Below are 19,641 nucleotides of genomic sequence, written 5' to 3' on the forward strand. Positions count from 1 at the left end.
GGACGAGAACACCTCAACCCAACGGGGCCTTCTGCCGTCTCAAGGGCAATGAGCGTGGACGAAATGGCTGTCACAGACGGCCGGTTGACTTGAGTGTGAGATAAGCGTCGGCGAGGGCCGGTGCCAATTCGGTGGGCAAGGCGTCGACCACGATGACTCCGTGTCTCCGGAGGCGGTCCGCGGTCTGTTTGCGTTCGAGCTGAGTTCGTGTGGCCGCTGCTGCTTCGTAGACGGCGTCGATGTCGCCGCGTGCGCCGGCCATTTCCGCGATGCGGGGATCGGCGATCGAGGCGACCAGCACCGTGTGGCGCTGAGTGAGCAGAGGAAGAACCGGAAGGATTCCGTTCTCGACGGGGGATGCTTCCAGCCCGGTGAGCAGGACCAGGAGCGACTGGTGACGTGCCATGCGGAGGGCGGTCGACGCGAGACCGCGAGTGTCCGACTCGACGAGCGCCGGGTCGATGGGCGCCATCGCGGACACGAACGCTGGCAGGACCTCATGTGCCGCCCGTCCCTTGACTGTTGCGCGGGGCGCCCGGTCGTAGGCGAGCAGATCGATGCGGTCGCCGGCGCGGGAGGCCAGCGTGGCCAGGAGGAGCGCGGCGTCCATGGCGGTGTCCAGGCGTGGAGCGTCGCCCACGCGCCCCGCTGATGTTCTGCCGGTGTCGAGTACGACGAGGATGTGGCGGTCGCGCTCCGGACGCCAGGTGCGGACCGCGACCGACGACTGCCGGGCGGTGGCACGCCAGTCGATGGAGCGGGTGTCGTCGCCGGGGATGTACTCGCGGAGACTGTCGAACTCGGTGCCCTCGCCGCGCGTGAGGATGCTTGTGCGGCCGTCCAGTTCGCGGAGTCTCGCCAGTTTGGCGGGCAGGTGCTTGCGGCTGTTGAAAGCCGGGAGGACGCGAACCGTCCAGGGTACGGAGTGACTTCCCTGCCGTGCCGCGAGGCCGAGCGGGCCAGTGGAGCGCGCGGTGATGCGTTCCGAGGTTCGGTCGCCGCGGCGAGTGGGACGCAACACCGTGGTGAGGAGCTGCTGTTCCCCCGGAGCGATCTCCGTACGGTGCCGGCTCGCGGCCTCCGAGGTGCCGTCAGGCCAACTGCTGGGGGGCCATGCGTCACGGAGTTGGAGGTGGCACCGGCGGCGGGACGGGTTGGCGACGACGACATCGACGGACGCGTGTTCGCCGAGCCGAACTGACGTGTCACCGGAACGCGTGAACCGGAGCTGATTCACTGGCGCGGCGCGGACGAGGTCGTACAGGATGGCAAGCAGCAGGGGGAGTTCGACGGCGAGCAAGCCGGTCCAGCTCGGGAGCAGCAGCCCGACGAGGATGGCGCCGACGGCGGCGACAAGGGCTGTACGGCCGGTGAGTGCCATGAATCAGGGCTCGCCAATCAGCTCACTGAAGTTCAACGGGGGACGGGGACATGGGCAAGGATCGAATTGATCACGCTGTCTGCAGTGACACCTTCCATCTCTGCCTCGGGGCGGAGTTGCACACGGTGCCGAAGGGTCGGCAGGGCAAAGGACTTGATGTCGTCGGGGATCACATAGTCGCGTCCGGTGAGCCAGGCCCAGGCGCGGGCGCTGGCAAGTAGCGCGGTGGCGCCCCGGGGCGAGACACCGAGCATGAACGAGGGGGACTCACGAGTGGCGCGGCAGATATCCACGACGTAACCCGTCACTTCGGCTGCGATTGACGTTTGAGCGACGCCGGCTCGTGCTGCTTCGAGTTCGGCGGGCCCGGCGACTGCCCGGACTCCGGCGCTGTCGAGGTCTCTCGGGTCGAATCCTTCGGCATGCCGTGTCAGGACGTCGATCTCGTCTTCGCGTGAAGGCAGCGGGAGATTCAGCTTCAACAGGAAGCGATCGAGCTGTGCTTCGGGCAGAGGGTATGTGCCCTCGTACTCGATCGGGTTCTGTGTGGCAGCCACCAGGAAGGGGTCGGGGAGAGCCCGAGGGGTGCCGTCGACGGAGACCTGACGTTCCTCCATGGCTTCGAGCAGGGATGCCTGGGTCTTGGGAGGCGTCCGGTTGATCTCGTCGGCGAGCAGGAGATTGGTGAAGACGGGGCCCGGCTGGAACGAGAACTCCGCGGTGCGGGCGTCGTAGATGAGCGATCCGGTGACATCGCTCGGCATCAGATCGGGGGTGAACTGAAGGCGTTTCGTTCCGAGTTCGAGGGTCGCGGCGAGCGTTCGCACGAGCAGTGTCTTCGCGACCCCCGGAACTCCTTCGAGCAGTACATGACCGCGGCAGAGCAGCGCGACGACGAGTCCGGTGACGGCGGCGTCCTGGCCGACGACTGCCTTCGAGATCTCAAGGCGCAGTGCTTCAAGGGCGCTGCGGGCGCTGTCGGGCGAGGGGGCGCTCACGAGAGGCGATCCTTGTCTGTCGTTGGGCGGGTGGCGGAGGTGGCGTACGTCAAGCGCCGCTCCAGATGGTCGAGTTCGTCGGCAAGCCGTACGAGCTCCGCGTCGGTTGCCGGTGCGGGGCCGAAGAGGAGGGAGAGAAGGCGGGGCGTCTCGCCGAGATCCGACCCGGCGTCCGGGGCTTCGCCGGGGTGGGCACCGGTGCGGCCGCTTGCGGTGAGCGCCGGGATCAGTGTGCGCGGGGAATCGGCCTCCGTGGGCGAGACGCCTGCCACCGACGCGAGCCGCGCACGGGCTGAGGTGCGCAGGGCGTCGGCCGCGCGGTCGCGCGCGTCGGCCCGTCGGTAGAGGCGTGCCCTGCCCTCGGTAGTCTCGGACGCCCGTACGGATACGGGGAGTTGCTCGGGCACGAGCGGGCCGAGACGTCGTGCGCGCCACAGCGCGGCGAGTACGGCGGCGATCGACAACTGGGCGGTGGCCCAGACCCAGCCGTCGGGCGCGAGGTCGAGGAAACCGCGTTGCCCTTCCTGGGGGGCGGACGCGTCGGCGGAGGACGGGAGGTACCAGACGAGATGTGGACGCGAGCCGAGCAACTGGAGCATCAGGGAGGCGTTCCCGTGCTGGTCGAGCTGTCGGTTGTAGAGCGGTGCGGGCGTGCCGAGCAGCACGGTGTCGCCCTCCGCACCGATCCGACGGCCGCTGTCGGCGGGCTCGTCAGGGACGCGGAGCAAGGACGGCAGTCCGTCATGCAGGTAGCAGAGGTCGGCGCGGTCGTTGGCGGTGGCGTAGCGGATACCGCCGAGATCGGCGTCACCGGCGCGTTCCGCGGGCGGGAAGTCGCAGTCCGGCGGGGTGGGTTGGGTCACCGCCGGTGCGGCTGCGCGCACTCCGGGGACGAGCGTCCTGGTGGCGGCCGGGCCGGGTGCGAGGACGACGGTGCGGCCGCCGCGGTCCATCGCGTCCCGCAGTTCGGCCCTCTGATGGCGGCTGAGGGCTTCGGGGTCGCTGACGAGGAGAGTCGTGTCCGTACCGGCCGCCTTCTCGGCGCCCGCGGTCGTCGTGACGATACGGATGCCGACGCCCCGGTCACGGAGAAGCTGGGCCGTGGCCTTGCTGCCGTGGTCGGCGGTGGAGCGCGGGTCGAGCGCTCCGTACTCGTTCCCGGAACGGACCGCGGCGATGACTACTCCGGATACGGCGAGGATCGCTGCCGCGAGCAGCAGACCGCGCGCCCGGTTCCACAGGTGCCGGGCGCTGGGGGAGAGGGACGTGGCAGACGGTTCACTCAAGTGCCCCTTCCCTCCCGTACGTTGGCTTCTCCGCCTGCCGCGCCGTGTGCGACGAGCGCCTCCGCGCCGGGCTCGTGGCCGCTTGCCGACAGCGGCGGCTGGGTGCGTTGGAGAGCCAGGTCGAGATCTCGGACCGCCGCGTACACCGAGGCGTCCGCGAGCCGGTCGGCGTATGTCACCTCGTCGAACGCGCGGGCGGCGGACCGTAGTTCGTCCGCGTGCGCGGGTAGTGCGACGCCGGCTTCGAGGGCGGCTTCGTCGGCGGTGCGGCCGGGCCGGTGGTCGAGCAGAGCCCGTTCTTCCAGAGACCGGACGATGGCGCGCATCCGTTCCTGGAGGGCCTGGTTCCACCGCTCGGCGACGGCGTGCGCCTCTGCTTCCCGACGGTGTTCGGCCGCGCTGCGCGGGCCCTTGGCAAAGAGTGCCCCGTCGTCGGACGAGACCGCGGGGCGCAGTCTGCCCAGCCTCAGACGCAGCGCGACGGCCAACAGCACCAGGAGGACGAGGATCACGGTGAGGCCCACCCAGCCGCCGGGCGACGCCTGCGCTGCCGCGTCGAGCAGTGAACTGATGTGGTCCCACAGCCAGTCGAGGACGCGGTTGAGGAGGCCGGGGTCGTCCTGGTGGTATTCGCCCTTCGACAGCTCTCGCTCGGCTGCCTCACGTGCGGGGGTGCGGGGGATGGTCACGGGTGGACCGTCGCCGTCCGACGTCGGCGCGCCGAGCAGGCCGACTGCCGTGGCGGCCGCCGTGGTTGCCATCTCCCCCGGCACCGGTTCAGCTCCCCGGCGTGGGGTGGTCGGACGTCGGTTCGCCGTAGCCGGAGATGCCCGCCGCCCGGGCGAGTTCGAGGTCCAGAGCCTCGCGGCGGATGCGCATGTCGAGGTAGAGCAGCGCGGTGACGCCGGCCCGGATCGGGAAGGTGACCGTGGACGCGATGACGGCGCCGATTCCGACCGCGATCAGGTAGGACCAACTCATGGTGGGGGCGGCTTCCGCGAAGGCGGAGACTCCCTGGCCGCTCACCACCGTGCCGATGAGTGTCGCGGGCATCTGGATCACCGAGGCGACGATGACGACGAGGATCGTCGCCAGGAGCTGTACGCCGAAGACCCGCCACCAACTGCCTCGTACGAGCTTGGCGGAGCGGCGCATCGCGGAGATGACGCCCTGCTTCTCGAGCATCAGGGCGGGTGCGGCGAGGCTGAATCGGACCCAGATCCACACGGCCGCCACCAGGCCGGCCAGCATCCCCACGAGCAGCAATGCGATCCCGAGAGGCCTGAGACCTGCCGCAAGGATCACTCCTCCCGGCGCCGTGCCGGCGAACATGGCGAGTGCGACGAGCAGGGGCAGGAGGAAGAGGAGGCCCAGGAGACGCAGGAGTTGGGGCCGCGATTCCCGCCATGCGTCGCCGACGGAGACGCCGCGTCCGAGCACTGCCCTGCTGATCACGACGGTCAGCAAGGCGGTGGCGAAGACCGTTCCGAGGGTCTCGACGAGCGCGCGTACGCCGGAGACCTGGAGCGAGCCGGTCATGGCGTCCATGAGTTCGTCGGGGCTCGGCTGCGGATCCCTGGCGAGTGCGTTGAGGTCGGACGCCTCCGACAGCCAGAGGCCGTTGGCGATCGTCGCCGCGCACTGGACGACCACGGCGACGGCGAGGGAGATGCCGAGAACGGTGCGCCAGTGCGCCCGCATGGTGCTGACGGCGCCGTCCAGTATCTCCCCGACGCCCAGGGGCCGCAGCGGGATGATTCCGGGCTTGGCCACGGGCGGCTGATTCCAGTAGCCGCCCCACTGGTCCCCGCCCGGCCTGCCGGGAGGACCGGGAGGAGGAGCACCCCAGCCAGGGCCCCGCTGGGCGGGAGGCTGCTGCGCGGACCAGTTCCTGGGCGGATCGCTCGTGGGAGGCGGAGACGGTGCGCTGCCGGAACCCTTCGCGGGTTCCTCGCCGTCGGGCGAGCGGTCGGGGGGAGGAGATCCGGGCGGGACCCAGCCCGGAGAGTCGTTCACTTGTCGTCACCTCGAGGTCTCGATCGCTCCATCGCCTGGTTGCCTGCCATAGTCCCACGCTCCCCGGGAGAGGCGGGCCGCCCCTGGTTTCTTGGCTTCCTTTCAGAACTCCCGGTGCGGCGAGGCAGACTGTGCGAATGGCAGATCATGGTGTATCGGTGCTGCGCTGGGCGGATACCCCCGAAGGACCGGTGCTTGCGCTTCTCGACCAGACGAAGCTGCCCGCCCGCGAGGACGAGTTGGTGTGCGCGGACGCGGAGGACCTGGTGGCGGCGATCCGGGCTCTCTCCGTACGGGGGGCTCCGCTGCTGGGAGTGGCCGGGGGATACGGGGTCGCGCTCGCCGCCGCCCGGGGGCACGATGTCGCCGCCGCGGCCGACCGCTTGGCGTCCGCGCGGCCCACCGCGGTGAACCTCGCGGCAGGGGTACGGAGGGTGGAGCAGGCGTACCGTACGGCGATCGACGGCGGAGCCGACGCTTCCGGAGCCGCTGCGGTCTCGCTCGCCGAAGCGAGGAAGCTCCACGAGGAGGACGCCGAGGCGAGCGCGCGCATGGCGCAGCTCGGGCACGGTCTCCTCGGCGACCTGGTTCCCCGGGCGCCGATGCGGCTGCTGACCCACTGCAACACCGGCATGCTCGTCTCCGGCGGGAAGGGCACGGCCTTCGGCGTCGTGACCGAGGTCCACGCTGCCGGCGAGCTGGGACGGCTGTGGGTGGATGAGACCCGTCCACTGCTGCAAGGCGCACGGCTGACCGCGTACGAGGCCACACGGGAGGGGATGCCCTTCAGCGTCCTGGCCGACGGCGCGGCCGGTTCGCTCTTCGCCGCGGGCGAGGTGGACGCGGTGCTGATCGGCGCCGACCGGATCGCGGCCGACGGCTCGGTGGCCAACAAGGTGGGCAGCTATCCGCTCGCGGTGCTGGCGCGGCACCACGGAGTGCCCTTCGTGGTGGTGGCGCCGGTGACGACGGTCGATCTCGCGACGGCGCACGGCGCCGACATCGTGGTAGAGCAGCGCCCGGCGGAGGAGGTGACGCACATCTCCTCGCCGTACGCGCCGTACCATCCGGACTCACAGGGGGAGCGCGACGGTGGGATTCCCATGGCCCCGGTCGGGGCCGATGCCTACAACCCGGCCTTCGATGTGACCCCGCCGGAGCTGGTGACGGCGATCGTCACGGAGCGGGGTGTGATCTCGCCCGTCACCAGCGAAACTGTCGCGGGGCTGTGTTCCCCGTCACGAACGAGAACGTCACGATGGGGTAATGGGATGATGAACGCATGAAGGGACGCGTCCTTGTCGTCGACGACGACACCGCACTGGCAGAGATGCTTGGCATTGTGCTGCGCGGCGAAGGCTTTGAACCATCTTTCGTGTCGGACGGGGACAAGGCACTAGCCGCCTTCCGCGAGACCAAACCCGACCTGGTGCTGCTCGATCTGATGCTGCCCGGACGGGACGGCATCGAGGTGTGCCGCCTGATCCGTGCGGAATCCGGAGTGCCCGTGGTCATGCTGACCGCCAAGACCGACACGGTCGATGTGGTGGTGGGCCTGGAGTCCGGGGCGGACGACTACATCGTCAAGCCGTTCAAGCCGAAGGAGCTGGTGGCGCGGATCCGCGCCAGGCTGCGGCGGTCCGACGACCCGGCGCCGGAGCAGCTCGCCATCGGCGACCTCGTGATCGACGTCGCCGGTCACTCCGTGAAGCGGGACGGGGTCTCGATAGCCCTGACGCCGCTGGAGTTCGATCTTCTGGTGGCACTGGCCCGTAAGCCCTGGCAGGTCTTCACGCGCGAGGTGCTGCTGGAGCAGGTGTGGGGCTACCGGCACGCCGCCGACACCCGGCTGGTCAACGTCCACGTACAGCGTCTGCGCTCCAAGGTCGAGCGCGATCCGGAACGTCCCGAGATCGTCGTGACCGTCCGTGGGGTGGGTTACAAGGCCGGGCCTGGCTGAGATGTCCCGGAACGGCTCCGTCCAGCAGCAGAACACCGGGTCGGACGGAGCCGCGTCACAAGAGTCCGAAATGTCCAAGTTCCGGCGACTGTGGCGCAGCGGGGCGCTGTTCTCGGAGGGTCTGCTCCCCGAAGGCACGACCGGCCCGCGTGCCCACCCCGTGGTCCGTTTCTTCATCCGCTGGGTGCGCCGCCCCCTCCTGCCCGTACTGCGGCTGTGGCGCCGCAACATCCAGCTCCGCGTCGTCGCCGCGACACTGCTGATGTCGCTCGGCGTCGTCCTGCTGCTGGGCATCGTCGTCATCGGACAGGTACGTAACGGCCTGCTTGACGCCAAGGAGAAGACGGCGCAGAGCCAGGCGGCGGGCGGGTTCGCCGCTGCCCAGGAGATGGCCGACAGCGCGGGCGGCAGCGGCCGCAGCGGCGAGGACCAGGGCCGTACGGGCAGCGGTGGCCGGAGCACGCAGAACACCGGTACGTGGCTGAACAACCTCGTCGAACAGCTTGCGAGCGGCGGTCAGGGCGTCTACTCCGTGGTGGCCCTCGGCTCGCAGAACGACGAGTCGCCGTTCCTCGGCAACGGACGCTCCACGACCCGCGGTCCGCGCGCCTCCGGCGACATACGCCCCGAGGAGAGCATCCCGGCCGATCTGCGCAGGGCGCTCGACAAGCAGCCCGGCACCCACCAGCGCTACGCGAAGGTCTACCGCCAGGACGGCAGCAGCACCGCGGGCCTGATCGTCGGCAAGAGGCTCAACGACGCCGGCGGAGCCCCGTACCAGATGTACTACGTCTTCCCCTTCACGCTGGAGGAGGAGTCGCTCAACCTCGTCAAGGGCACGCTGGCCACGGCCGGTGTCTTCGTCGTCGTGCTGCTCGGCGCCATCGCGTGGCTGGTGGTGCGCCAGGTCGTCACGCCCGTACGGATGGCCGCCGGGATCTCCGAACGTCTGGCCGCCGGCAGACTCCAGGAGCGGATGAAGGTCACGGGCGAGGACGACATCGCCCGGCTCGGCGAGTCCTTCAACAAGATGGCGCAGAACCTCCAGCTCAAGATCCAGCAGCTCGAGGAACTCTCGCGCATGCAGCGGCGGTTCGTCTCCGACGTGTCGCACGAGCTGCGTACGCCGCTCACCACCGTCCGCATGGCCGCGGACGTGATCCATGAGTCGCGCGACGAGTTCGATCCGGCGACCGCGCGTTCCGCGGAGCTGCTGCTCGGGCAGCTCGACCGCTTCGAGTCGCTGCTCGGCGACCTGCTGGAGATCAGCCGCTTCGACGCGGGGGCGGCGAACCTCGAGGCCGATCCGATCGACCTGCGGGACGTCGTACGCCGCGTCGTCGAGGGCTGCGAGCCACTCGCCGAACGCAAGGGCAGCCGCGTCCTGGTGCGCGGCGACGACGCCCCCGTGGTCGCCGAGGCGGACGGCCGCCGCATCGAGCGGGTGCTGCGCAACCTCGTCGACAACGCCATAGAGCACGGCGAGGGGCACGACGTCGTCGTCAGACTGGCTTCCCGAGGGGGAGCGGTCGCGGTGGCCGTACGGGACTACGGGGTCGGGCTGAGCACCCGGGAGGCCGAGCGCGTCTTCAACCGCTTCTGGCGGGCGGATCCGGCCCGCGCCCGTACGACCGGAGGCTCGGGCCTCGGTCTGTCCATCGCGCTCGAGGACGCGCGGCTGCACGGCGGGTGGCTCCAGGTGTGGGGCGAGCCGGGCGGCGGTTCGCAGTTCCGGCTCACGCTGCCCTGTACGGCGGGGGAGACGGTGCAGTCCTCGCCGATTCCGCTCCAGCCGGCCGACTCGCGCCGCGGCAGGCGGCAGGCGCACGGGGCGCAGGGGCGGCACGGTGTGGTCCCGGCGCAGGGGCGTCCCGGAACGAGGCCGTCCGCCGTGGCCGGGACGGCGGGGACAGCCGAGCCGACCGGCCGCGGTGCCTCCGCTTCGGGATCCGCCGCCCCGTCCGCTTCCGGTTCCGGTTCCGCCACCGCGTCCGGATCTTCCGCTTCCGCGCCGGGCACGGCGGTCGCCGCTCCGCGCGGGACCGCGCCCCGTACCGCCGACGAGCCGACCCGTGAGGACGGAGAAGAGTGATGCGTTCCGACGAGCGCGACGGGCAGTCGGCCGGGAGCGACGGGCAGGCCCGGCAGGGGCAGGACGCCCGCGTGGGCCTCCGCGGTCGCCGCGGCCGGCGGGCGGTCGCCGTCCAACTCACCGCGCTCGTCGTGCTGTTGTCCGGCTGCGCCTCCATGCCCGACGACGGCACCGTCGACCACGTCGACTCCTCCCACCGCGCCGAATCCGACTCCCAGGTCCGCGTCTTCGGCGTCAGCCCGCAGAAGGGCGAGAAGCCGCAGCAGATCGTCCGCGGCTTCCTGGAGGCAACGACCAGCGACGAAGCGGCCTTCTCCACGGCGAAGGAGTATCTGACGGACAGTACGGCCGCCCACTGGGACCCGTTCGCCAGCACGAGCGTCGTCTCCGGCGGGCCGAGCCCGGCCAACGCCCGGCTAGACGCGGGCGGAGGCGGCGGCTCCAACGTTCAGGTGACCGGTACGCGCGTCGCGGAGGTCGACGACAGTCATGCGTACTCGCCCAAGGACGGCGACTACAACGAGAGTTTCCACCTCACCAAGGACGGCGGGGAGTGGCGCATCGACCACCTCCCGGACGGGCTGGTGCTCGGCGAGTCCGACTTCCAGCGCATCTACCGCCCGATCAACAACTACTACTACGCCGAACTGGGCCCGGACGCCGAGGCGATCACCGGCGGCAAGGACGTACTCGTCGCCGATCCCGTCTTTCTGCGGCGGCGGATAGACCCCGTGACCGCGACCGTCAACGCGCTGCTCGACGGTCCGACCGGCTGGCTCGACCCCGTCGTCGACTCCTCCTTCCCCGAAGGCGCCAGGATCGCGCCCGGCCAGCGGTTGTCACTCGACGACTCCGGCGCGCTCAACGTCCGGCTCAACTCGCAGGGCGCCAAGGTCAGTCAGAAGCGCTGTGTGCGCATGGCCTTCCAGATGCTGTACACGGTGCAGGACCAGGCGTCCGCGAAGGTCAGCAAGGTCGTCCTCGCCGACGCCGGCGGCCGCACCCTCTGCGAGCGGACCCGTGAGGACGCGGAGGACTATCAGCCGGGCCGCCTCAACGGCCGTGCCTCGCACCAGTACTTCGTCGACGGCGACCACCGCGTCTCCTCGTTCGACGAGAACAGCGACGACCCGAAACCGGTCAAGGGCGCACTCGGGCAGGGCGAGACGGAGATGGGCGCGGTCGCGGTCAACCGTATGGAGCACGAGGGCGCGGCGGTCTCGCGTGCGCGCCGCTCGCTGTACGTCACATCCCTCTCCGAGGACAGCAAGCTGGGCGACCCCGTACTGACGAGCAAGGCGAAACACGAGAAGGAGCGGCTGACGGCGCCCAGTTGGGACGGCCTCGGCGACCTGTGGATCGCCGACCGCGACCCCGACGATCCTCGGCTGCTGCGCATCCCCGGAGGCAAGGAGACCCCTGAAGAGGTCGACGTGCCCCAACTGGCCGAGGGGGAGCGGATCGAGTCGCTTCGGATCGCGTCCGACGGCGTACGGATGGCGCTGCACATACGCGAGAAGGACGGTTCGCGGACGCTGAAGCTCGGACGGGTCCAGCGCACCGGAACGCCCCAGGAGCCGCAGTTGTCCGTCACGTCGCTGCGGCCGCTCGCGCCGCAGTTCGAGGACGTGTCAGCGGTCTCATGGGCGGGCGGCAGCCGGCTGGTGGTCGTGGGACGTGAATCCGGAAGCGTGCAGCAGATGCAGTACTTCGAGACGGACGGCGCGTCGTCGAACCAGCCGACGCTGCCCGGCATCAACGACGTGACGGGCGTGGCCGCTTCGGAGGACGAGAGCAAGCCGCTGCTGGCCGACTCGGAGGACGGCATCGTACGGCTGCCTCCCGACGCCAACTGGAAGACGCTGACGGACAGCGGCACGAGCCCCGCCTATCCGGGCTAGCGGGCGGGACGGCAGGAAACGCCGGAACGCGCAGGTCGAGGAGTTATCCACAGGGCTGGCGGCCGGTCCGTGCCGTTGGAAGAGTGGCCGTCATGAGAGCTGCGATGCGGGCCTCGTGGCGGGGGCTTCGGGAAGAACTGGCCGGGCTGGTGCTGCCGTCCGGCTGCGCGGGGTGCGGACTGCCGCGGGTGCGGGGGGAGTTGTGCGCGCGGTGCGCCGGGGCGCTGGCCGGTGCCGTGCCGCACCGGGTGCGGCCGTCTCCGGTGCCGTACGGGCTGCCGAGGGTGTATGCGGCGCTGCCGTACGACGGTCAGGTACGGCGGATGCTGCTCAGCCACAAGGAGCGGGGCGCGCTCCGACTGGCCGTGCCGCTGGGGGAGTTGCTGGCGTCGGTGATCCGCGAGGTCCTGGCGCGTACGGCCGGGGAGCGCAGAGCCGGGCCGGGTGTGGTCCCGGCCCGCAGACGGAGATCATCCGGACCGGAGCCGGGGGACGGGGTGTTGACGCTCGTGCCGGTGCCGTCCGCCCGGCGCGCGGTGGCGGTCCGCGGCCATGATCCGGTACGGCGGATCGCGCTGGCGGCGGCACGTGAGCTGCGTGAGGGAGGGCTGCGCGCACGAGTGCTGACCGTGCTGCGGCAGCGACGCACGGTCGCCGACCAGGCGGGGCTGACCGCCCGGGAACGGGCGGCGAATCTGAGCGGCGCCCTGGAGTTGGTGCCCGGCGGTGCTCGGCCGCTGGCCGAAGGCCGCACGTTGCTGGTCGACGACGTGATGACTACCGGTGCCTCGCTGGCGGAGGCGGCGCGTGCCGTGGCGGAACGGATACCGCGCTCGACGGCGGTGTATGCGGCGGCAGTCGTCGCGTTCAGTCCGAGAGCCCGTGCCCATGTGTGATCCGTCGCGGGAACCGCTGCCCCGAAGAGCGACGGACAACTATCAGAGATCAGAAGGCGTGGTGGCTCATTGGCGCGAATTGATACCTGAACGTAGGTACGTGCCAGTAGGGGGTGCCCAGCGATGTCCAGTGGAGGTACGTTCGAGATTGGGGTGACGATCTTCCCCCAGGGGGAGAAGGAGGTGAAAGTCGCAAGCCGAGGTTCCGGAGGCTGGCGGCGAAGCAAGCCCTGAGCCTCCGGTGTCAGTGCACAAAGGACGCACTCCGCTTCACTTGCCGGAGTGCTCCGGGAACGGAGTTCTGCGTGGACATCGTCGTCAAGGGCCGCAAGACCGAGGTGCCCGAGAGGTTCCGTAAGCACGTGGCCGAGAAGCTGGCGAAGATCCAAAAGCTCGACGGAAAGGTGATCAACCTGGATGTCGAGGTGTGCAAGGAACACAACCCCCGGCAGGCCGACCGTTCTGAGAGGGTGGAGATCACCCTCCGCACGCGCGGTCCGGTCATTCGCGCGGAGGCTGCTGCCTCCGACCCCTACGCTGCGCTCGACCTTGCAGCGGCCAAGCTCGACGCGCGGCTGCGCAAGCAGCACGACAAGCGCCGGGTACACCGTGGCGGAAGCCGGGCGCCGATGAGCGTCGCGGCAGCCACCGCACACCTCGCGGCAGAACTCAACGGACAACTCGACGCAGCGGCGGCGCCCGCACCGGCGACGACGACCGAAGAGAAGCCGATGACCACAAGGGTGGGCCCGTTGGAGGTGCAAGGCGACGGCCCCCTCGTCGTCCGGGAGAAGACACACGCCGCCGCGCCCATGGCTCTGGATCAGGCCCTGTACGAAATGGAGTTGATCGGGCACGACTTCTATCTCTTCGTCGACTCCGAGACCAAGCAGCCCAGCGTCGTCTACCGTCGCCACGGCTATGACTACGGCGTGATCCACCTGGATCCCGACCCGTTCGCCGTGGATCCGCCCCCCGAAGCGGGTGGCGCACTCGGCGGCTGACCGCTCTACGGCTGCCGCCCGGAACCGTTGAGACCGCGCCCCCGGCCGGGTCGACGACTCGGCCGGGGGCGCGAACGTGGAATTATGGCCTCACTGGTCAACCTGTGCACTGTGCAGCGTGGTTGGCGCGGCATAGCCTGCAGGGGGAGGATTGATGGCGGAAAGCTTCGGGCCGGTGATGCCCATGGCGGAAGCGCACCCGGTAAGGGTCGCGGCGGAGAACGGCGCCCCGCATGAGCGGCAGCAGCCGGAACCGATCCGTGTGCTCGTCGTGGACGATCACGAACTCTTCCGGCGCGGACTGGAGATCGTCCTCGCCCAGGAAGAGGACATCCAGGTCGTCGGCGAGGCCGGCGACGGGGCCGAAGCCGTCGAGAAGGCCGCCGATCTGCTGCCCGACATCGTGCTGATGGACGTACGGATGCCCCGGCGCGGCGGCATCGAGGCATGCACCTCCATCAAGGAGGTCGCTCCCAGCGCGAAGATCATCATGCTGACGATCAGCGACGAAGAGGCCGACCTCTACGACGCCATCAAGGCCGGGGCCACCGGCTATCTACTCAAGGAGATCTCGACCGACGAGGTCTCGGCGGCGATCCGCGCCGTCGCGGACGGGCAGTCCCAGATCAGCCCGTCGATGGCGGCGAAGCTGCTCACCGAGTTCAAGTCGATGATCCAGCGGACCGACGAGAGCAAGCTCGTCCCGGCTCCCAAGCTGACCGACCGCGAGCTGGAAGTGCTCAAGCTCGTGGCCACCGGCATGAACAACCGCGACATCGCCAAAGAACTCTTCATCAGCGAGAACACCGTCAAGAACCACGTGCGCAACATCCTGGAGAAGCTCCAGCTCCATTCGCGCATGGAGGCCGTCGTCTACGCGATGCGGGAGAAGATCCTCGAAATCCGCTGAGCTGCGGGCACTTCGGGACCGTCCACGCGTGGTCGCGTACAGGGGAACGTCCGTGGACGTACGAGAGCGACGTGGCAAGGGGAAGCGGAACGGGACGGGGTACGGGGACCAACTGCCCCCGGAGTGCCCGGTGTTCAGCCTTCCGTCAGGGTCCGTGCCAGCGCCTCGCCCAGCTCCGCGTCGTCGCACCGCTCCACCCGGACCTCGTCGCAGCCCACCCAGGACGCCGCCTCCCACAGCGCCTTCGCCATCGGGGCCACCGCCTTCCGCCCGGACATCGAGACCTGCCGCGCCAGCAGCGTCGTGCCCTCCCGGCCCGGATCGACCCGGCCCAGCAGCCTGCCGCCGGAGAGCAGCGGCATCGCGAAATACCCGTGTATCCGCTTCGGCTTGGGCACATACGCCTCCAGCCGGTGTGTGAAGCCGAACATCCGCTGCGTACGCGGCCTGTCCCACACCAGGGAGTCGAACGGCGAGAGCAGCGTCGTACGGTGCCGGCCGCGCGGGGACGCCTCCAGCGCCGCCGGATCGGCCCACGCCGGCTTGCCCCAGCCCTCGACCTCGACCGGCACCAGGCCGGTCTCCGGAAGCACTTGTTCCACCTGCTCGCCCTTGAGGCGGTGGTAGTCGGCGAGGTCGGCGCGCGTCGCGACGCCCATCGCCCCGCCCGCCTGCGCCACCAGGCGCCGCATGCACTCGTGGTCGTCGATGTCGTCGTGCAACAGCTCGTCGGGGATGGCCCGTTCGGCGAGGTCGTAGACGCGCTTCCAGCCCCGGCGCTCCGTGCAGACCACCTCGCCGGTGTCCAGCAGCCACTCCACTGCGATCTTCGTCTCGGACCAGTCGAACCACTCGCCGCCGTTCTTGCCGCCGCCCAACTCGGTGGTGGTCAGCGGCCCGTCGGCCTTGAGCCGGTCCCGTACGGCGGCGCAGGCGGCGTCCCGGTCCTCCAGGATGTGCCAGCGGTGGCCCCGGGCACGCCGCTCACGCCGCCGGAAGGCGAAGTGCGGCCACTCCTCGACGGGCAGGATGCAGGCGGCGTGCGACCAATACTCGAAGCTGTGGCCGCCCGTCCAGTACGCGGTCTCGACGGCCTTCCGGCCGACGGCGCCCAGCCGCGCGTACGGCACGAGTTCGTGTGAACGCGCCAGCACGGAGATGGTGTCGAGCTGGACCGCTCCCAGCCGGCGCAGCATTCCGCGCACTCCCGCGCGCCGGTCCGGCGCGCCCAGCAGTCCCTGCGCCGACAGGGCCACGCGCCGGGCCTCGTCGGCGGAGAGCGAGATCTCCGCAGTCGTCATGCGGCAGACGATAAACGCCGCCACTGACAGCGGGGCAGGGCCGGCGACCGTACCGGGATCCGTACCGGGATCCGCATTGTCATCCGTCCACGGCGCCGCCCCGGATCACGCCGCCCGCCCCTCGTCGTACGGCAGATACGGAGTCGCCGAGTCCACGCCCACGTCCGACGGCAGCAGCGTCGCGACCCACGCGTCCCGCCTCGTACCGCGCTGGACGATCCGCGCGCGCTGCGTCCCCTCCAGTACGAAGCCGAGCCGCAGGGCGACCGCGCGCGAGGCCACGTTCCCCGCCTCCGCGACCCACTCCAGCCGCTCCGCCCCCAGCTCCGAGAACGCCCACTCGGCCACCGCCCGCCCGGCCTCGGACGTGTAGCCCTTCTTCCGCTGCTCCTTGACCGTCCAGAAGCCCAACTCCGCCTGGCGCTCCGGGCTGTGGAGCTGGAAGAGACGTACGAGGCCCATCGAGCCGACGAGGTCGCCCGCCTTGGTGAAGACGCCGAAGTTGTACATGGTGTCCTCGCGCCAGCCCGCCGGGCTCACGCCGAAGACGAAGTCCTCGGCGTCCTTGCGTCCGTACGGATCGGGGACGGGTATCCAGCGCGCGATCTCCGGGTCCTGGCAGGCGGCCCGTACCGCCTCGACGTCCCGCGCGTCGAACGGGCGCAGCAGCAGGCGGTCGGTGGTGAGGGTGGTCGGCTCCATGGAGCGATTGTGCCTCCGCCGCGCGCGGGACCGTCCGGCTCGTCCGGCTCGTCCGGCGCCGCTCGGGACCCTGTGCCCGGCACCTTCCAGCGCTCCGGACCGTTAGGGGTACAGGGGCGTACGTCCCTCGCATACGATGGCCGGTGCGGCGGCGATCGGATCGCCGTGTCCGCGCACTGACCGTGCCAGGTTCGACCGGCAAGGAGCCACCCTAAAGTGTCCGTCTTCGGCAAGCTCATGCGCGCAGGTGAAGGGAAGATCCTGCGCAGGCTGGACCGCGTCGCGCGGCAGGTGAATTCCATCGAAGAGGACTTCGTGGATCTGTCGGACGCGGAACTCCGGGCCCTCACGGATGAGTACAAGGAGCGGTACGCCGAGGGCGAGAGCCTTGACGACCTGATGCCGGAGGCCTTCGCGACCGTCCGTGAGGCCGCCAAGCGCGTGCTCGGAGAGCGCCACTACGACGTCCAGATCATGGGCGGCGCCGCGCTCCACCTCGGCTACGTCGCGGAGATGAAGACCGGCGAGGGCAAGACCCTGGTGGGCACGCTGCCCGCGTATCTCAACGCCATCTCGGGCGACGGCGTGCACATCATCACCGTCAACGACTACCTCGCCCAGCGCGACTCGGAGTGGATGGGCCGCGTCCACCGCTTCCTCGGCCTGTCGGTCGGCTGCATCGTCGCGCACATGACGCCCGCGGAGCGCCGCGAGCAGTACAACTGCGACATCACCTACGGCACGAACAACGAGTTCGGCTTCGACTACCTGCGCGACAACATGGCGTGGTCGAAGGACGAACTGGTCCAGCGCGGCCACAACTTCGCGATCGTCGACGAGGTCGACTCCATCCTCATCGACGAGGCGCGCACCCCGCTGATCATCTCCGGCCCCGCCGACCAGGCCACGAAGTGGTACAGCGACTTCGCCAAGCTCGTGAAGCGCCTGGAGAAGGGCGAGGCCGGCGACCCCCGTACGCAGAAGCCCGAGACCGGCGACTACGAGGTCGAGGAGAAGAAGCGCACGGTCGGCATCCACGAGGCGGGTGTCGTCAAGGTCGAGGACTGGCTGGGGATCGACAACCTCTACGAGTCGGTCAACACGCCCCTGGTCGGCTATCTCAACAACGCCATCAAGGCCAAGGAGCTCTACCACAAGGACAAGGACTACGTCGTCATCGACGGCGAGGTCATGATCGTGGACGAGCACACCGGCCGTATCCTCGCCGGCCGCCGCTACAACGAGGGCATGCACCAGGCGATCGAGGCGAAGGAGGGCGTGGAGATCAAGGACGAGAACCAGACGCTCGCCACGATCACCCTGCAGAACTTCTTCCGCCTCTACGACAAGCTCTCCGGCATGACCGGTACGGCCATGACGGAGGCCGCGGAGTTCCACCAGATCTACAAGCTGGGCGTCGTCCCGATCCCCACGCACCGTTCGATCGCGCGCGCGGACCAGGCCGACCTCATCTACCGCACCGAGGTCTCCAAGTTCGACGCGGTCGTCGACGACATCGCGGAGAAGCACGAGAAGGGCCAGCCGATCCTGGTCGGCACGACCTCGGTCGAGAAGTCCGAATACCTCTCGGAGCAGCTCAACAAGCGCGGTGTGCGGCACCAGGTGCTCAACGCGAAGAACCACGAGCGTGAGGCGGCGATCGTCGCCGAGGCCGGACGGAAGGGTTCCGTCACGGTCGCGACGAACATGGCCGGCCGCGGCACCGACATCAAGCTCGGCGGCAACGCCGAGGGCATGGCGGAGAAGGAGCTGCGCGACCGCGGCCTGGACCCGGTGGAGCACGCCGAGGAGTGGGCCGCCTCCCTGCCCGCCGCCCTGGAGAAGGCGGAGCGCTCGGTCAAGGACGCGGTGGACGAGGTCAAGGAGCTCGGCGGCCTGTACGTACTGGGCACCGAGCGCCACGAGTCGCGCCGTATCGACAACCAGCTCCGCGGCCGCTCCGGCCGTCAGGGCGACCCGGGCGAGTCCCGCTTCTACCTCTCGCTCGGCGACGACCTGATGCGTCTGTTCAAGGCGCAGATGGTCGAGCGTGTGATGGCCATGGCGAACGTGCCGGACGACGTCCCCATCGAGAACAAGATGGTGACCCGGGCCATCGCCTCCGCCCAGTCCCAGGTCGAGCAGCAGAACTTCGAGATCCGCAAGAACGTCCTGAAGTACGACGAGGTCCTCAACCGCCAGCGCGAGGTCATCTACGGCGAGCGCCGCCGCGTCCTGGAGGGCGAGGATCTGCACGAGCAGGTGCGGCACTTCATGGACGACACCATCGAGGCGTACGTCGCGGCCGAGACGGTCGAGGGCTTCGCCGAGGAGTGGGACCTGGACCGGCTGTGGGGCGCGTTCAAGCAGCTCTACCCGGTGAAGGTGACGGTGGAGGAGCTGGAGGAGGCCGCCGGCGAACGCGAGGGCATCACGGCCGAGTTCATCGTCGACTCCATCAAGGACGACATCCACGAGCAGTACGACGCCCGCGAGGCGGAGCTCGGCAGCGAGATCATGCGTGAGCTGGAGCGCCGTGTGGTGCTCTCGGTCCTGGACCGCAAGTGGCGCGAGCACCTCTACGAGATGGACTATCTCCAGGAGGGCATCGGCCTCCGCGCCATGGCGCAGAAGGACCCGCTGGTGGAGTACCAGCGCGAGGGCTTCGACATGTTCCAGGCCATGATGGACGGGATCAAGGAGGAGTCCGTCGGCTATCTGTTCAACCTGGAGGTCCAGGTCGAGCAGCAGGTCGAGGAGGTCCCCGTCGAGGACCGGCAACTGCCCGAGGAGAAGACCTCGTTGGAGAAGGAGCCGCAGGAGGCGGTGCCCGCGGGCGCCGCACCGGCGATCCGCGCCAAGGGCCTCGACGCACCGCAGCGTCCCGACCGGCTCCACTACTCCGCGCCGACCGCCGAAGGCGGCGTCGAGGAGGGCGAGTTGGAGACCGGTAACGGCGGCCCGGTCCGCTCCGAGGCCGACGGCATGACGCGTGCGGAACGCCGCAAGGCGCAGAAGGGCAAGAAGCGCAAGAAGTGAGAGCGCGGGAGACGACGCCCGTGAGCCGCGGGCGCTGACCCGCGCGGGCAGGTGCTTCGCCCCGCCGGAGGCAGGTCCTCCGGCGGGGCGAAGCGCTGCGTGGGGCCTGGGAGTTCCCGTACGAGGGCCGGGTCGCGGCCTGGGGGTCCGGGGGC

Annotated in this window: 15 protein-coding genes; 8 read left to right on the forward strand and 7 right to left on the reverse strand. The window is 69.9% G+C overall.

The features are described from left to right. Positions 1-70: 70 nt before the first annotated feature. From AN218_RS26000 to AN218_RS26020, 5 genes are read right to left on the reverse strand one after another with little or no spacing between them, the layout of a single operon-like run. A complete protein-coding gene (locus AN218_RS26000; RefSeq protein WP_070019443.1) occupies positions 71-1,381 on the reverse strand; it encodes a DUF58 domain-containing protein in 1,311 nt (436 codons plus the stop codon). A 32-nt stretch (positions 1,382-1,413) separates the two neighbouring features. Continuing rightward, positions 1,414-2,379 (reverse strand): AAA family ATPase, encoded by a 966-nt coding sequence (locus tag AN218_RS26005; RefSeq protein ID WP_070019445.1) that lies wholly within the window; start codon positions 2,377-2,379, stop codon positions 1,414-1,416. Next, on the reverse strand, positions 2,376-3,665 hold the full coding sequence (locus tag AN218_RS26010; RefSeq protein WP_070019447.1) for a DUF4350 domain-containing protein: 1,290 nt from the start codon (positions 3,663-3,665) through the stop codon (positions 2,376-2,378). The genes AN218_RS26005 and AN218_RS26010 overlap by 4 nt, the downstream gene beginning before the upstream one ends. Beyond that, entirely contained in the window at positions 3,662-4,426 is a 765-nt protein-coding gene (locus AN218_RS26015; protein ID WP_079132603.1) for a DUF4129 domain-containing protein, read from the reverse strand. Before AN218_RS26015 ends, AN218_RS26010 begins: the two co-directional genes overlap by 4 nt. A gap of 16 nt (positions 4,427-4,442) precedes the next feature. Further along, positions 4,443-5,438, reverse strand: a complete 996-nt coding sequence (locus tag AN218_RS26020; protein WP_338059642.1) for a DUF7847 domain-containing protein — start codon at positions 5,436-5,438, stop codon at positions 4,443-4,445. Between the two features lie 380 nt (positions 5,439-5,818). On the opposite strand from AN218_RS26020, the gene mtnA reads away from it, so the two are divergent. The 7 genes from mtnA to AN218_RS26055 all read left to right on the forward strand — a co-directional run bounded on the left by mtnA (position 5,819) and on the right by AN218_RS26055 (position 14,444). Beyond that, positions 5,819-6,967: an S-methyl-5-thioribose-1-phosphate isomerase gene (gene mtnA / locus AN218_RS26025; RefSeq protein ID WP_079132599.1), complete on the forward strand. Its 1,149-nt coding sequence runs from the start codon at positions 5,819-5,821 to the stop codon at positions 6,965-6,967. Next, entirely contained in the window at positions 6,964-7,641 is a 678-nt protein-coding gene (gene mtrA / locus AN218_RS26030) for a two-component system response regulator MtrA (protein WP_028436107.1), read from the forward strand. The genes mtnA and mtrA overlap by 4 nt, the downstream gene beginning before the upstream one ends. Before the next feature lie 70 nt (positions 7,642-7,711). Next, the gene (mtrB, locus tag AN218_RS26035; RefSeq protein ID WP_070019454.1) at positions 7,712-9,733 is read left to right on the forward strand and encodes an MtrAB system histidine kinase MtrB; all 2,022 of its coding nucleotides are present in this window, start codon (positions 7,712-7,714) and stop codon (positions 9,731-9,733) included. Beyond that, entirely contained in the window at positions 9,733-11,634 is a 1,902-nt protein-coding gene (locus AN218_RS26040; protein WP_079132601.1) for an LpqB family beta-propeller domain-containing protein, read from the forward strand. The genes mtrB and AN218_RS26040 overlap by 1 nt, the downstream gene beginning before the upstream one ends. Positions 11,635-11,738: 104 nt before the next feature. Continuing rightward, the gene (locus AN218_RS26045; protein WP_070019456.1) at positions 11,739-12,530 is read left to right on the forward strand and encodes a ComF family protein; all 792 of its coding nucleotides are present in this window, start codon (positions 11,739-11,741) and stop codon (positions 12,528-12,530) included. Between the two features lie 305 nt (positions 12,531-12,835). Next, a complete protein-coding gene (hpf, locus tag AN218_RS26050; RefSeq protein WP_070019457.1) occupies positions 12,836-13,534 on the forward strand; it encodes a ribosome hibernation-promoting factor, HPF/YfiA family in 699 nt (232 codons plus the stop codon). A 154-nt stretch (positions 13,535-13,688) separates the two neighbouring features. Then, positions 13,689-14,444: a response regulator gene (locus AN218_RS26055; RefSeq protein WP_070019459.1), complete on the forward strand. Its 756-nt coding sequence runs from the start codon at positions 13,689-13,691 to the stop codon at positions 14,442-14,444. 134 nt (positions 14,445-14,578) lie between these two features. On the opposite strand, the gene AN218_RS26060 is transcribed toward AN218_RS26055, so the two are convergent. Then, positions 14,579-15,745 carry a winged helix-turn-helix domain-containing protein gene (locus AN218_RS26060; RefSeq protein ID WP_070019461.1) on the reverse strand — a complete coding sequence of 389 codons (1,167 nt, stop codon included), beginning with the start codon at positions 15,743-15,745 and terminating at the stop codon, positions 14,579-14,581. A gap of 105 nt (positions 15,746-15,850) precedes the next feature. Then, positions 15,851-16,447, reverse strand: a complete 597-nt coding sequence (locus AN218_RS26065) for a GNAT family N-acetyltransferase (RefSeq protein ID WP_070019463.1) — start codon at positions 16,445-16,447, stop codon at positions 15,851-15,853. Positions 16,448-16,663: 216 nt separating this feature from the next. On the opposite strand from AN218_RS26065, the gene secA reads away from it, so the two are divergent. Continuing rightward, positions 16,664-19,486 carry a preprotein translocase subunit SecA gene (gene secA / locus AN218_RS26070; RefSeq protein ID WP_070019465.1) on the forward strand — a complete coding sequence of 941 codons (2,823 nt, stop codon included), beginning with the start codon at positions 16,664-16,666 and terminating at the stop codon, positions 19,484-19,486. Positions 19,487-19,641: the final 155 nt, after the last annotated feature.

This window comes from Streptomyces nanshensis, assembly GCF_001751255.1.
Taxonomy (GTDB): domain Bacteria; phylum Actinomycetota; class Actinomycetes; order Streptomycetales; family Streptomycetaceae; genus Streptomyces; species Streptomyces nanshensis_A.

Bases quoted from the DNA above. Each gene is read 5' to 3' on its own strand.
- AN218_RS26000 (WP_070019443.1), bottom strand. From the start codon at position 1,381: ATGGCACTCACCGGCCGTACAGCCCTTGTCGCCGCCGTCGGCGCCATC.
- AN218_RS26015 (WP_079132603.1), bottom strand. From the start codon at position 4,426: ATGGCAACCACGGCGGCCGCCACGGCAGTCGGCCTGCTCGGCGCGCCG.
- mtnA (WP_079132599.1), top strand. From the start codon at position 5,819: ATGGCAGATCATGGTGTATCGGTGCTGCGCTGGGCGGATACCCCCGAA.
- mtrA (WP_028436107.1), top strand. From the start codon at position 6,964: ATGAAGGGACGCGTCCTTGTCGTCGACGACGACACCGCACTGGCAGAG.
- mtrB (WP_070019454.1), top strand. From the start codon at position 7,712: ATGTCCAAGTTCCGGCGACTGTGGCGCAGCGGGGCGCTGTTCTCGGAG.
- AN218_RS26040 (WP_079132601.1), top strand. From the start codon at position 9,733: ATGCGTTCCGACGAGCGCGACGGGCAGTCGGCCGGGAGCGACGGGCAG.
- AN218_RS26045 (WP_070019456.1), top strand. From the start codon at position 11,739: ATGCGGGCCTCGTGGCGGGGGCTTCGGGAAGAACTGGCCGGGCTGGTG.
- AN218_RS26055 (WP_070019459.1), top strand. From the start codon at position 13,689: ATGGCGGAAAGCTTCGGGCCGGTGATGCCCATGGCGGAAGCGCACCCG.
- AN218_RS26060 (WP_070019461.1), bottom strand. From the start codon at position 15,745: ATGACGACTGCGGAGATCTCGCTCTCCGCCGACGAGGCCCGGCGCGTG.
- AN218_RS26065 (WP_070019463.1), bottom strand. From the start codon at position 16,447: ATGGAGCCGACCACCCTCACCACCGACCGCCTGCTGCTGCGCCCGTTC.